Here is a 13,529-nt window from a genome sequence, read left to right on the forward strand (position 1 = left end):
GCTGGCAATCTTCCTCGCGCCTCGCTATCTCTGAGGCGCGGCAGGCCGTCGAAGAAACGGAACTGCTTCAATCCGCACCGGAAAGGCTCTAATCCTTTCACCTCACCAGATTCGCGAACCCAAGGCTCTCCATGCGCTGTCCCTATTGCCAGTCCGAAGATACGCAGGTGAAGGATTCGCGCCCCGCCGAGGACGGCGCGGCGATCCGCCGGCGGCGTGTCTGCCCCGATTGCGGCGGCCGTTTCACCACGTTCGAGCGCGTGCAGTTGCGCGACCTCGTCGTGGTCAAGAAATCAGGGCGAAAAGTACCTTTCGACCGCGACAAGCTGTTGCGCTCGGTCGAGATCGCGGTGCGCAAGCGCAATGTCGACCCCGAACGCATCGACCGCGCGGTGACCGGCATCGTGCGCCAGCTCGAAAGCTCCGGCGAAACGGAAGTGGCTTCCGGCGAGGTCGGCCGGCTGGTCATGGATGCATTGAAGTCGCTCGACGATGTCGCCTATGTGCGCTTCGCCTCGGTCTATCGCAATTTCCGTGAGGCCAAGGATTTCCATGAGTTGCTCGGCGAGCTGAAGGGGGACGAGGAAAAGAGCGAAGAGGACGCCGGCTGAGGATGGCAGGACCGCAACGCAGCGAGGCCGAACAAGCGGCCCTTGACCGCCGTTTCATGGCTGCGGCCTTGCGGCTGTCGCGCAAGAACGCCGGTCGCACCTCGACCAATCCGTCCGTCGGCACGATCATCGTGCGTGACGACGGTTCAGGCCCGATGATCGTCGGCACCGGCGTCACCGCGATTGGCGGTCGGCCGCACGCCGAGACCGAGGCGCTGGCCGAGGCCGGCGAACTCGCGCGGGGCGCCACCGCCTATGTCACGCTCGAGCCTTGCGCCCATCACGGCCGCACGCCGCCTTGCGCCAACGCGCTGGTCAACGCCGGCATCGCGCGCGTCGTGGGCGCGGCCAGCGATCCGGATTCGCGGGTCTCCGGCAAGGGCTATGCCATCCTGCGCGACGCCGGTGTCGAAGTGGTGGAAAAGGTCATGGCCACCGAAGCTGCCGAACAGATGGCGGGCTATTTGATTCGCTCTCTGAGAAAACGCCCGGAAGTTATCCTGAAGCTTGCGCTTTCCAGCGACGGCAAGATCGGCATGGAAGGCGCCGGCCAGGTCGCGATAACAGGCGACATGGCGCGTCGCGAAGTCTACCTGATGCGCGCCGAGGCGGACGCCATCCTGGTCGGCATCGGCACGGCGCTGGAAGATGATCCGGCGCTGACGGTGCGTTTGCCCGGGCTGGAGAACCGTTCACCGGCACGCATCGTGCTCGACCGCCAGATCAGGCTGCCCGAGGGCTCGAAGCTTGTGTCGGGCGTCGATCGCGTACCGCTTTACGTCGCGGCTTGCCTGGAGGCCGATCCGCAGCGCCGGGCGGCACTCGAGCGCGCCGGCGTACGCTTCATCGGCACGGAGACGCACGAGGGCGGCGTCGCATTGCCGGAACTGCTTGAGGATCTGGCGGCGCTCGGCATGGCAAGCGTGCTGGTCGAGGGCGGTGCCAAGGTGGCGAGCGCTTTCCTGGCCGACGGACTGGTCGACCGCATCGTGCTGTTCCAGGGACCGGAAGCGATCGGCGAAGACGGCATTGCATCGCCTGTCGACGCCGACCATATCCCGGCAGGTTTTCGCAAGCTGCGCGAAATGCGGTTCGGCGAAGACGGTTACGCCGAATGGATCAGGGATTTTCAGGGATAGCGATCGATGTTTACCGGGATTGTCACCGATATCGGCACCGTGGCCGCCATCAAGCCGCTGCGGGAAGGGGTGGGACTGCGCATCGACACCGCCTATCATCCCGAGACCATCGCCATCGGCGCCTCGATTTCCTGCGGTGGCGTCTGCCTGACGGTCACGGCATTGCCCGACAGCGGCTCGAATGCGCGCTGGTTCGAGGTCGAGGCCTGGGAGGAGGCGCTCAGGCTGACGACGGCGGCGGGCTGGAAATCGGGCACCAGGATCAATCTGGAGCGGGCGCTGAAGATCGGCGACGAACTCGGCGGCCACATCGTTTCGGGCCATGTCGACGGCACCGCCGAGATCGTCGAGCGCAGGGATGAGGGCGATGCGGTGCGCTTTACGCTGGAGGCACCGCGCCACCTGGCGAAATTCATTGCGCCGAAAGGCTCCGTCGCGCTCGACGGCACCTCGCTCACCGTCAACAGGGTCGAGGGCACCCGCTTCGACGTGCTGTTGATCCATCATTCGCTGACCGTCACCACCTGGGGCGAGCGCAAGGCCGGCGACCGCGTCAATCTTGAGATCGACACCATGGCCCGCTACGCGGCGCGGCTGGCGGAGGCGGCGAAAGAGGGGCTGTAGGCACAGCCCCAATCTCACCTCGACTTAATCAACTTTAATCGCTATGATTAAACTTGATTGCGAGGCTTGAATGGACACAAAAGTTATCACCGCTCATGTTCCGCTACCGCTTGCGGAGAAAGTGGACCAACTGGCTGCTCGACTTGAGCGTCCGCGCGGGTGGATCGTCAAACAAGCCCTTTCCGCTTGGGTCGATTTGGAGGAGGAACGTCGACGGCTCACGCTTGAAGCGCTGGCCGATGTCGACGCTGGTCGGGTTATAGACCACCAGGCCGTTCAGGCATGGGCCGAGAGTCTTGGTACTGAAAAGCCACTGCCGGCACCACGTTGATGGAGCTGAAGTGGACCAGCAAGGCTTTGTCCGATCTGGTCAGGCTTCATGACTTTCTTGCACCAGTGAACAATCAGGCGGCAGCCCGTGCGGTGCAGTCGCTGGTTGCCGCCCCAGCACGGCTAATCGAGTATCCGCGTATCGGGGAGAAGCTGGAAGAGTTCGAGCTGCGCGAAGTCCGCCGCATTTTGGTCGGCAACTACGAGATTCGCTATGAGATAGCGAACGCCACGATTCTGTTGCTGCGCCCGTGGCACACGCGAGAGGATCGATAGGACGACTAGCCCACGGGCAATCTTCCGCTTGCGATCAATCCGGCTTCGGCCTAAGTCACCGGCGACCCCGGAGACATCTATGGCTGGCACATCCCAACACGGCAAGGCGTTCATCCGTCCCAAGACGAAGGCGCACTTGCTTATCATCGAGGCGCGCTTTCACGACGACCTTGCCGACGCGCTGCTCGATGGCGCGACAAGCGCGCTCGATGAAGCGGGCGCGACTTACGACGTCGTCACGGTTCCCGGTTCGCTCGAAATTCCCGCGGTGATAACCTTCGCGCTCGACGGCATGGCCGAAGGCGGAACGGGCTATGACGGTTTTGTCGCGCTCGGCACCATTATCCGTGGCGATACCTATCATTTCGACATCGTCGCCAATGAATCCAGCCGTGCGCTCATGGACCTGTCCGTGCAGGACTCGGTCTGCATCGGCAACGGCATCCTGACCACCGAGAACGATGCGCAGGCGTGGACACGAGCCAAGCGCTCGGAAGGCGACAAGGGCGGCTTTGCCGCGCGTGCGGCGCTGACCATGATCGCGCTGAAGGAACAGTTGGGAGCGCGATCGTGAGCGAACCCGCTTCGCCAGGACAGCCCGCGGTGCGCCATGCCAACAAGCGCGGTGCTGCCCGTCTGGCCGCCGTGCAGGCGCTCTACCAGATGGATGTGGCCGGCAGCGGCGTGTTCGAGATCACCGCCGAGTACGAGGCGTTCCGTCTCGGCAAGGAAGTCGACGGTGCGCTCTATCGCGAGGCGGACGCGCAGTGGTTTCGCGCCATCCTGACGGGCGTCGTCGAGAACCAGAAGACCATTGATCCGATCATCCGCCAGGCGCTGACCGACGACTGGCCGCTGTCGCGCCTCGATTCCACGCTGCGTGCCATTCTGCGCGCGGGCGTCTATGAGCTGATGAAGCGCGAGGACGTGCCTGTCGCGGTCATCGTCACCGAATATGTCGATATCGCCAAGGCCTTCTACGAGGAAGACGAGCCGAAGCTGGTCAACGCCGTGCTCGACCGTGTGTCACGCCGTGTGCGTGGCGAGGGCCGCGGCAAGGACGCTTCGTGACCGCCATCGCCGTCGAGGCGGGCAAGGAGGCGCGGCGGACCGCGCTGATCCTCGCCGCCTCGCAGGCGATCATCGGCTCGGCGGCTCCCATAGCCATCTCCATGGGCGCGCTGGCTGGGCAGTATCTGCTCGGCGCCGACAAATCCCTGGCGACGGCGCCCATCACTGGCTTCAATCTCGGCGTGGCGCTCGGCGCCTTGCCGGCTGCGGCCATCATCCGATGGCTCGGCCAGCGGGGCGGCTTCATGACCGGAACCGTCGTCACCGCGCTCGGCGGGCTGGTCGCCACCCTGGCATTGTTCCACGGCAGCTTCTGGCTGTTCGCGTTCGCATTGCTCGTCATCGGCGTCGGCGGCGCCTTCGTCCAGCAGTTCCGTTTTGCCGCTGCCGACAACGCACCGCCGGCGTTCAAGGCGCGCGCCATTTCCTTCGTGCTCGCCGGCGGCATCATCACCGCCATTCTCGGGCCTCAGATCGTCATCTTCACCCGCGAATTGTTCGCGCCTGTCATGTTTGCCGGTTCTTTCGCCTCGATCCTGCCGCTGGCGGCGGCCGGCGCCATCATCCTGTCGTTCCTGCGCTTGCCGGCGAAGGCCGCGAGCAAGGTGGTGGACGTTGCCGACGGCGATGCCAGACCCCTTTCCGAAATCGTCACAAAGCCGCGTTTCGTCGCGGCGCTCTTCTGCGCCGTCGGCAGCTACGCGCTGATGAGTTTCGTCATGACCGGCGCGCCGCTCGCCATGGTCGGCTGCGGCCTGTCCGAGGACGATGCGACGCTGGGCATCTCCTGGCATGTCATGGCGATGTTCGGGCCAAGCTTCTTCACCGGCTCGCTGATCCATCGCTTCGGCGCCGAGCGCATTGTCGCCATCGGCCTGCTGTTGCTGACCGGCTGTGCCGTCGTTGCACTGTCGGGCCTGGCGCTGTGGCAATTCTGGGCAGCGCTTATCCTGCTCGGCCTCGGCTGGAATTTCGCCTTCATCGGCGCCACCGCCATGGTGGCGGCCAGCTACCACCCTTCCGAAAAGGGCAAGGTGCAGGGCTTCCACGACTTCGTCCTGTTCGGCTCCGTCGCCTGCGCGTCGCTGATGTCGGGCATGGTCTACAACGCCTGGGGCTGGACGATGCTGAACTGGATGATCTTTCCGGTCGCCGCCCTCTGCTTCGTGGCACTCGGCGCGCTGAAGATAACGAGCTTGCGACCGGCTTGACGCCGATTTGAAAATTATGCGTCCGGCGGCAGGACCTGAAGCACCCGCGCTATGAACATATGGAACTCGGCCATATAGTTGCGCAGGAAGTCCTCGGTGGATTCAACTGTCACCTCGCCCTCATCCGTGATCAGCCCCGGTGTAAACTGGATATAGGCTTCGGGCGCATTCATCTGCGGCGAGTTGCAGAAACCCAGAACGCTGCGCAGGCTTTGTTGGGCGACGGCGGTCGCGATGGCCCCCGGCGATGTTCCGATGACGGCGGACGGTTTGCGCGCGAATGAATTCTTGCCGTAGGGGCGACTGGCCCAGTCGATTGCGTTCTTCAGTCCGCCGGGGATCGAGCGGTTATATTCCGGGGTGACGAACAGCACGGCCTGAACGGAGGCGATCGCCTTTTTGAAAGCTTGGGCGGCTGGTGGGAAATTGGCGTCATAGTCGTAGCTGTAGAGCGGCAGATCCTTGAAGCCGATTTCCGTCATTTCGAGTTCTGGAGGGGCAAGTTGAACGAGCGCCTTCGCGAGCTTGCGATTGATGGATTCCCGGGCAAGGCTGCCGATGAGATAACCGACCTTGTGTATGGCCATGACACGCTCTCCGTGTTTGCCGCCCGCACCCTCGGGGCATTATCCGCCGGAAGGCGGCCGATCGCCAGCCCGCTGTTGCCGCCGCGCCGAAATCGGCGCGTCTGGAACAAAAATATTGCGCTGATCCCCTTTCTTATGAAACCGTATGCCCCGACTGGCCGTTGAAGCCATGCTCATATGCGCCCACCGCATTCCGGTTCACAGCAAGGGATTTCACAATGTTTTCGATCAAGCATCTGGTCGGCGCCGCTGTCGCGCTGAGCCTGTCAGCCGTTTCCGCGAGTGCTCAGGTCGTCGTTTCCTCGAAGATCGACACCGAGGGTGGCGTGCTCGGCAACATCATCCAGCTCGTCCTCAACGCCAACAACATCAAGACCACGGACCGCATCCAACTCGGCGGCACGCCGGTAGTGCGCAAGGCGATCATCGCCGGCGAGATCGACATCTATCCCGAATACACCGGTAATGCGGCCTTCTTCTTCGAGAAGGCCGATGACCCCGTTTGGAAGGATGCGGCCAAGGCCTATGAGACGGCCAAGAAGCTCGACTACGACGCCAACAAGATCGTCTGGCTGTCGCCGGCGCCGGCCAACAACACCTGGGCGATCGCCCTGCGCAAGGAAGTCGCCGAAACCAACAAGCTCGCCACGCTGTCCGATTTCGGCAAATATGTCGCCGGCGGCGGCAAGATTGTGCTGGCGGCCTCGGCCGAGTTCGTCAATTCGGCCGCAGCCCTGCCGGCCTTCCAGACCACTTATGGCTTCACGCTGAAGCCGGACCAGCTGATCACCCTTTCGGGTGGCGATACGGCAGCGACCATCGCCGCGGCCGCCAACCAGACCAGCGGCGCCAACGCCGCCATGGTCTACGGCACCGATGGCGGCATCGCGCCATCGGGCCTCGTCGTGTTGACCGACGACAAGGGCGTGCAGCCGGTCTACCAGCCGGCGCCGATCATCCGCGAATCCGTGCTGAAGGAGCACCCGGAGATCGAGACGCTGCTGAAGCCGGTCTTCGCCAAGCTCGACCTCGTCACGCTGCAGGAGCTCAATGGGCGCGTGCAGGTCGGCGGCGAGCCGGCCAAGGGCGTCGCCGAGGACTTTTTGAAGAAGAACGGGTTTTTGAAATAGCTACGCGTCGATAAGTGACACCGGTGCGAGGCGCCCCCCTCTGGCCTGCCGGCCATCTCCCCCTCAAGGGGGGAGATTGGCAGTTTGTGCGCCTCGCTTCTTTTTACAGCGCCGAAGATTGGCGAAGGCCGTCACGACATCCGATCTCCCCCCTTGAGGGGGAGATGTCTGGCAGGACAGAGGGGGGCGCCTCGCGCAAACGCGCCTTATGACCCTGCGTTTCGACAAGCTCGGCGTAGTCATCGCCGTGATTGCTGCCTATGCGGCTTTCGCGGCGCCGTTCGCCACGTTGCGGGCCAACCGCATCGTCCCCGGCCAGGCGCGTTCGATCCTCGAAGCGCTGCCGGCAATGATAGGACCGTTCCTGCTTGCCATCATTGTCGTTGCAGTGCTCGTCGCGCTGTTCAAGACGCCGCTCATCTTGCGCCTTGCAGCCAGCGCGATCGCGCTTGTCGCGCTTGCGCTGCTCATCGGTGTCGCCGGCACGTTCCTCACTCCGGCCGGCAATAGCTTTGCCCGGGTCTCGCCAGCCTCCGGCTTCTGGATTCTCATCTTCGCCTTCACGCTTTTGCTCGCCGACGTATTGACCCGGCTCAACCTGTCGCCTTGGGCGCGCGTCGGCGTGCTTGTCGTTGCGGCGCTGGCCATCGGCTTGCTGCTGATTTCGGGACGCTGGGACAGCCTCTCGATCCTCAAGGAGTATTTCAACCGCGCCGACAGTTTTTGGGCCGAAGGCTCCAAACACGTGACCCTGGCGCTCGGCTCGCTGCTTGCCGCCGTGATCGTCGGCTTGCCGCTCGGCATCCTGTGCCACCGCGTCGAGAGCCTGCGGGCCGGCGTCCTCAACGTCTTGAACATCATCCAGACCATTCCTTCGATCGCGCTGTTCGGCCTGCTGATCGCGCCGCTCGGCTGGGTCGCAACCCATGTGCCGGGAGCCGCCGCGCTCGGCATCAGGGGCATCGGCACGGCACCCGCCTTCGTCGCTCTGTTCCTCTATTCGCTGCTGCCGGTGGTGGCCAACACCGTGGTCGGCCTTGCCGGCGTGCCGCGTGCCGCCAACGATGCGGCGCGGGGAATGGGCATGACCGACCGCGAGCGCCTGTTCGGTGTCGAGTTTCCGCTGGCCTTTCCGGTGATCCTCACCGGCATCCGCATCGTCCTGGTGCAGAACATCGGCCTTGCGACCATCGCCGCGCTGATCGGCGGTGGTGGTTTTGGCGTGTTCGTGTTCCAGGGCGTCGGCCAGACGGCGATGGACCTGGTGCTGCTCGGCGCCGTGCCGACCGTGGCGCTGGCTTTCGCCGCCGCCATCATCCTCGACGCGGTGATCGAAATGACCGCCACCAAGCGCAGGGTTGAAACGGCATGATCGAGATCGAAGGTATCACCAAGCGCTATGACGCGACGACAGTCGTCGACAACGTTTCGATGATCATCGAGCCGCGGACCATCGCCGTCATTGTCGGCACCTCGGGCTCCGGCAAGACGACGCTGCTGCGCATGATCAACCGGCTGGTCGAACCGACATCAGGCACCGTCAAGCTCGACGGCGCCGACAATCGATCGGTGCCCGGTTACGAACTGCGCCGCAGCATCGGCTACGCCATCCAGGGCCACGGCCTGTTTCCGCATCGCACCGTGGCGCAGAACATCGCCACCGTGCCGGTGCTGCTTGGCTGGGACAAGGGTCGCATCAAGGCCCGCGTCGATGAACTGATGACGCTCTACCAGCTCGATCCCCTGGAATTCGGGCCGCGCTACCCGCACGAACTCTCCGGCGGCCAGCAGCAGCGCGTCGGCGTGGCCCGCGCGCTTGCCGCCGAACCCAACGTGCTTTTGATGGATGAGCCGTTCGGCGCGCTCGACCCGATCATCCGCACCAAGGCGCAGGAGGATTTGCTGGCGATCCAGAAGCGCTTCGGCACCACCATCATCCTCGTCACCCATGACATGGAGGAGGCCGTGCACATGGGCGACAGGATCGCGGTGATGGATGCCGGCAAGCTCGTCCAATATGCAAGGCCGGCGGAGGTCCTGGCGAAGCCGGCCAACGCCTTTGTCGAGACGTTGGTCGGCGCCAGCGAAAGGCCATTCAGGCTGTTGTCGCTCGGTCGGGTGCGTGACGCCGTGGAGCAGGGCGGAGCCGAAGGCGAAGCGATCCCCGGCGACGCCAGCCAGCGTGACGCGCTTGCGGAACTTCTCTGGTCCGGCAGGCCGGCGCTGCCGGTGAAGGGCGCCGACGGCAAGCCGATCGGTCGTGTCACCGTGGATGGCCTGGTCAGGCGGGCGGCGAGGCCGGCATGAAAGCCTGGCTGCCTCTGTTGCTCAGGCTTGCGCTGGTGGTGTTGCTTGTTGCCTTCATCACCAGCCCGGGTTGGTTCGAGCCGTTGCTGAAGCCGCTGACCGAAAACAACGCTCCCGCGATCTACAACCAAGGCAGCCTGCTGACGCTGACGCTGCTGCATCTGCGCACCGTGTTGGTCGCGACCGTCGCGGCCACCATCGTCGCGGTGGCGCTCGCCATCCTCGTCACCCGGCCGGCCGGCGCTGAATTCCTGCCGCTGTCGCGCAGCCTGGTCAATATCGGCCAGACGTTTCCGCCGGTGGCGGTGCTGGCGCTCGCCGTGCCGGCGGTCGGCTTCGGCGAGAAGCCGACGCTGATCGCACTGTTTCTCTACGGCCTGCTGCCGATCTTCGAGAACGCGCTCACCGGACTGACGACGCTGCCGGCCAATGTCGTCGAGGCGGCGCGCGGCGCCGGCATGACCGGCTGGCAAAGGCTCACCAAGGTCGAACTGCCGCTTAGCGCGCCGATCATCCTTGGCGGCATCAGGCTGTCGGTGGTGATCAGCCTGGCCACCGCCACCATCGGCTCCACGGTGGCCGCCAGGACGCTCGGCGAGGTGATCATCGCTGGGCTGCTGTCGAACAATCTGGCCTTCATTTTGCAGGGCGGTTTGATCGTCGCGGCACTTGCCGTGCTGATCTATGACGGACTATCCGCGGTCGAGCGCTACGCGGCGCGCCGGATGGGGCGTGAGGCGGAATAGCTGTCAACGCGCGTTGGCAGGGCAAAGTGGTCGAGAATTGCCGCCAGGGGGGCGCCGACTTCTCAAGGCTCTTGCCATTGTCTTGAAAATCGCAACGCTTGTTCAACCAAGGTGAGTGCAAGGCGCAGGCTCAACGGCACCAGGTGAGGCAGGAAGATGGATTGGCTATCAGGCCTCGGTCGCAGGCTTTGGCGCTCCGGTGAGGCAAGGCCGGCGCGGCCAGTCGGCTTCCCGATTGCGATCTTGTCGTTCGACAGGCCGGGCTATCTGCGCCAGGTGCTCTACAGCCTTCGCCCGCAGATCGCAGAGCGGGACAGGGTGGTGCTGTTTCAGGATGGCGGCTGGAACCGCTGGAGCGGCCGCCAGAAGGGCAATGCCGAACTGATTGCTCAGTGCGTTGCCGCCTTTCGCCGGATCATCCCGTGGGGGGAGGTAGTCGAGGCGCCGGAAAACCTCGGCATCGCGCTGAATTATGAGCGCGCCGAGCGTTACCTGTTCGAGGATTCGCGGGCGGAGAAGGCGCTGTTTCTCGAGGATGATCTGCTGCTTTCGCCCAACTATCTCGGCGTTGTCGGGCAACTCCTCGATCTCGCCGAGCAAGACCAGCGCATCGCCTATGTCGCGGCCTATGGCGATCTCTGGGCCGGCCGGCGCAGCCAGCGGCGCCGAGCACACGACCTCATCCCGATGCACGAGAACTGGGGCGCCGCGCTCACCCGATCCGCCTGGCTGGCCGAGCGGCCTTTTCGCAAGCAATATCTCGAACTGGTCGGCGATTGCGACTATTCCAGGCGCGATCACGAAGCGATCAAGGCTTTCTATTCCGGACGCGGCTGGAAGAATGAGATCACCAGTCAAGATGCCGCCCGCTGGATAGCGTGCGCCGAACGTGGCGCGGTGCGGGTTACCACCTTCGCCTGTCACGCCCGCTACATCGGCATGCACGGCGAACACTCCACTCCCAAGCTGTTCAAGGCGTCGAAGTTTGACAAGACGGTGGTGTTCAGGGGCACTCCGCCTGATTTGACCGCGCCGACGGACGATGAGGTGGCGTTGTGGCTGGGTACCGAGCGCCAGCGCTTTCAGGGCGGCGGCAAGCCGTTCTATGTCGGGCACGGGTTGTGATCCGAATTTAATCGGTTTGCACGAAGCAATGCGGCGAAAGCCGGGCAAAAACCGAACAATATCTTGACGTTCGCAGCCCTGTTTCGCATACACCGATGCGAAGAGGGGGATTCCATGCACGGGATTCCGTCTTTGTCTCAACGGCCCAGGGAGGGGTTCTTTTGGGCCAACAATCGAGGAAAACCCGGCAATGACCATAATTTCCGCCGTCATCGCCTGCGGCTTGCTTTCTGTCCTTTACGCCATATGGGCGACACGTTCGGTCCTTGCGGCCGACCAGGGCAACGCACGCATGCAGGAAATCTCCGCCGCCATTCGCGAAGGCGCGCAGGCCTATCTGGCGCGCCAGTACAGCACCATCGCCATCGTCGGCGTGGTCGTGCTCCTGCTCGCCTGGTGGCTGCTGTCGATCACCGCCGCCGTCGGCTTCCTGATCGGTGCCGTTCTGTCGGGCGCCGCCGGCTTCATCGGCATGCATGTTTCGGTGCGAGCCAATGTGCGCACCGCACAAGCGGCTTCCAACAGCCTCGCCGCCGGCCTCGACATCGCCTTCAAGTCGGGCGCCATCACTGGCATGCTGGTTGCCGGCCTGGCCCTGCTTGGCGTTTCGATCTACTACCTCATCCTCACTCATTTCCTCGGTCTCCAGCCTAACGACCGCATCGTCATCGACTCGCTGGTCTCGCTCGGCTTCGGTGCTTCGCTGATCTCGATCTTCGCCCGCCTCGGCGGCGGCATTTTCACCAAGGGGGCCGATGTCGGCGGCGATCTGGTCGGCAAGGTCGAAGCCGGTATTCCGGAGGATGATCCACGCAACCCGGCCACCATCGCCGACAATGTCGGCGACAATGTCGGCGACTGCGCCGGCATGGCCGCCGACCTGTTCGAAACCTATGCGGTGACGGTCGTCGCCACCATGGTACTCGCCGCCATCTTCTTCGGCGGCACCGGTGTCCTCGGTGCGGCGATGCTGTATCCGCTCGCCATCTGCGGCGCTTGCATCTTGACCTCGATCGTCGGCACCTTCTTCGTCAAGCTCGGCTCCAACGGCTCGATCATGGGCGCGCTCTACAAGGGCCTGATCGTGACCGGCTTGCTGTCGGTCGTTGGCCTCGGTGTCGCCACTTCGGCCACGCTCGGCTGGGGCGAGGTCGGCACCGTCGCCGGCATCACCATCACCGGCAAGAACCTGTTCATCTGCGGCCTTATCGGCCTTGTGGTGACCGGTCTCATCGTCGTCATCACCGAATACTATACCGGCACCAACAAGCGCCCCGTCAACTCGATCGCCCAGGCATCGGTGACCGGCCACGGCACCAACGTCATCCAAGGCCTCGCCGTCTCGCTGGAATCGACGGCGCTTCCGGCAATCGTCATCGTCGGCGGCATCATCGCCACCTACCAGCTCGGCGGCTTGTTCGGCACGGCGATCGCCGTCACCACCATGCTCGGCCTAGCCGGCATGATCGTGGCGCTCGACGCCTTCGGCCCGGTCACCGACAATGCCGGGGGCATAGCCGAGATGGCGGGCCTGCCCAAGGAAGTGCGTCACTCCACCGACGCGCTCGACGCGGTCGGCAACACCACCAAGGCGGTGACCAAGGGTTACGCCATCGGTTCGGCCGGCCTCGGCGCGCTGGTGCTGTTCGCGGCCTATTCGAACGACCTGAAGTTCTTTGCCGCCAATGGCGACAAATATCCCTACTTCCAGGGCATGGGCGAAATCTCGTTCGATCTCTCCAACCCTTACGTCGTCGCCGGCCTGATCTTCGGCGGCCTCATACCCTACCTGTTCGGCGGCATCGCCATGACGGCCGTCGGCCGCGCGGCGGGCGCCATCGTCGAGGAAGTGCGTAAGCAGTTCCGCGAGGATCCGGGCATCATGGCCGGCACCTCGAAGCCGAACTATGCGCGTGCCGTCGACCTCCTGACCAGGGCGGCAATCCGGGAGATGATCATCCCGTCGCTGCTGCCGGTGCTGGCGCCGCTCGTCGTCTATTTCGGCGTGCTGCTGATCTCGGGGTCGAAGGCGTCCGCCTTTGCCGCGCTTGGCGCCTCGCTCCTCGGCGTCATCGTCAATGGCCTGTTCGTCGCGATTTCGATGACCTCGGGCGGTGGCGCCTGGGACAACGCCAAGAAGTCGTTCGAGGACGGTTTCACCGACAAGGACGGCGCCAAGCACCTGAAGGGTTCCGAGGCGCACAAGGCTTCGGTGACCGGCGATACGGTCGGCGATCCCTACAAGGACACCGCCGGCCCGGCAGTCAACCCGGCGATCAAGATCACCAACATCGTGGCCTTGCTGCTGCTGGCCGTGCTCGCGCACGGCTGAGACCAGCACTTAAAATCAAAAACCCGCGAGGAGCGATCCT

The 13,529-nt window shown here is 64.2% G+C and carries 15 protein-coding genes; 14 read left to right on the forward strand and 1 reads right to left on the reverse strand.

The features are described from left to right. Positions 1-131 precede the first annotated feature (131 nt). From nrdR to FJW08_RS04540, 8 genes are all read left to right on the forward strand, one after another. On the forward strand, positions 132-611 hold the full coding sequence (nrdR, locus tag FJW08_RS04505) for a transcriptional regulator NrdR (RefSeq protein ID WP_015318247.1): 480 nt from the start codon (positions 132-134) through the stop codon (positions 609-611). A 2-nt stretch (positions 612-613) separates the two neighbouring features. After that, a complete protein-coding gene (ribD, locus tag FJW08_RS04510; RefSeq protein ID WP_140809150.1) occupies positions 614-1,750 on the forward strand; it encodes a bifunctional diaminohydroxyphosphoribosylaminopyrimidine deaminase/5-amino-6-(5-phosphoribosylamino)uracil reductase RibD in 1,137 nt (378 codons plus the stop codon). Positions 1,751-1,756: 6 nt separating this feature from the next. Then, a complete protein-coding gene (locus FJW08_RS04515; protein WP_140809152.1) occupies positions 1,757-2,374 on the forward strand; it encodes a riboflavin synthase in 618 nt (205 codons plus the stop codon). A gap of 70 nt (positions 2,375-2,444) precedes the next feature. After that, positions 2,445-2,705, forward strand: a complete 261-nt coding sequence (locus FJW08_RS04520) for a ribbon-helix-helix domain-containing protein (RefSeq protein ID WP_140809154.1) — start codon at positions 2,445-2,447, stop codon at positions 2,703-2,705. Then, a complete protein-coding gene (locus FJW08_RS04525; RefSeq protein ID WP_140809156.1) occupies positions 2,705-2,980 on the forward strand; it encodes a type II toxin-antitoxin system RelE/ParE family toxin in 276 nt (91 codons plus the stop codon). Before FJW08_RS04520 ends, FJW08_RS04525 begins: the two co-directional genes overlap by 1 nt. A 79-nt stretch (positions 2,981-3,059) precedes the next feature. Beyond that, positions 3,060-3,554, forward strand: a complete 495-nt coding sequence (gene ribH, locus FJW08_RS04530) for a 6,7-dimethyl-8-ribityllumazine synthase (RefSeq protein WP_140809158.1) — start codon at positions 3,060-3,062, stop codon at positions 3,552-3,554. Then, a complete protein-coding gene (gene nusB, locus FJW08_RS04535; protein ID WP_015318243.1) occupies positions 3,551-4,051 on the forward strand; it encodes a transcription antitermination factor NusB in 501 nt (166 codons plus the stop codon). Before ribH ends, nusB begins: the two co-directional genes overlap by 4 nt. Further along, positions 4,048-5,262, forward strand: coding sequence for an MFS transporter (locus FJW08_RS04540; RefSeq protein ID WP_140755384.1), 1,215 nt, complete (start codon positions 4,048-4,050; stop codon positions 5,260-5,262). The genes nusB and FJW08_RS04540 overlap by 4 nt, the downstream gene beginning before the upstream one ends. A 14-nt stretch (positions 5,263-5,276) precedes the next feature. On the opposite strand, the gene FJW08_RS04545 is transcribed toward FJW08_RS04540, so the two are convergent. Then, positions 5,277-5,849: an NADPH-dependent FMN reductase gene (locus tag FJW08_RS04545; protein ID WP_140755382.1), complete on the reverse strand. Its 573-nt coding sequence runs from the start codon at positions 5,847-5,849 to the stop codon at positions 5,277-5,279. 218 nt (positions 5,850-6,067) lie between these two features. Between FJW08_RS04545 and FJW08_RS04550 the strand changes: the two genes are divergently transcribed. The 6 genes from FJW08_RS04550 (at position 6,068) to FJW08_RS04580 (ending at position 13,489) form a co-directional block, all read left to right on the forward strand. After that, positions 6,068-6,979, forward strand: a complete 912-nt coding sequence (locus FJW08_RS04550) for an ABC transporter substrate-binding protein (RefSeq protein ID WP_140755380.1) — start codon at positions 6,068-6,070, stop codon at positions 6,977-6,979. A gap of 208 nt (positions 6,980-7,187) precedes the next feature. After that, a complete protein-coding gene (locus FJW08_RS04560) occupies positions 7,188-8,351 on the forward strand; it encodes an ABC transporter permease (RefSeq protein ID WP_140809160.1) in 1,164 nt (387 codons plus the stop codon). Beyond that, positions 8,348-9,286: an ABC transporter ATP-binding protein gene (locus tag FJW08_RS04565; protein WP_140809162.1), complete on the forward strand. Its 939-nt coding sequence runs from the start codon at positions 8,348-8,350 to the stop codon at positions 9,284-9,286. The genes FJW08_RS04560 and FJW08_RS04565 overlap by 4 nt, the downstream gene beginning before the upstream one ends. Continuing rightward, on the forward strand, positions 9,283-10,032 hold the full coding sequence (locus tag FJW08_RS04570) for an ABC transporter permease (RefSeq protein WP_140809164.1): 750 nt from the start codon (positions 9,283-9,285) through the stop codon (positions 10,030-10,032). The genes FJW08_RS04565 and FJW08_RS04570 overlap by 4 nt, the downstream gene beginning before the upstream one ends. A 156-nt stretch (positions 10,033-10,188) precedes the next feature. Beyond that, complete coding sequence (locus FJW08_RS04575) at positions 10,189-11,157, forward strand: hypothetical protein (RefSeq protein ID WP_140809166.1); 969 nt, start codon at positions 10,189-10,191, stop codon at positions 11,155-11,157. A gap of 190 nt (positions 11,158-11,347) precedes the next feature. Further along, positions 11,348-13,489, forward strand: coding sequence for a sodium-translocating pyrophosphatase (locus FJW08_RS04580; protein WP_140809168.1), 2,142 nt, complete (start codon positions 11,348-11,350; stop codon positions 13,487-13,489). Positions 13,490-13,529 lie beyond the last annotated feature (40 nt).

The organism is Mesorhizobium sp. B3-2-1, assembly GCF_006439515.1.
Classification (GTDB): Bacteria; Pseudomonadota; Alphaproteobacteria; order Rhizobiales; family Rhizobiaceae; genus Mesorhizobium.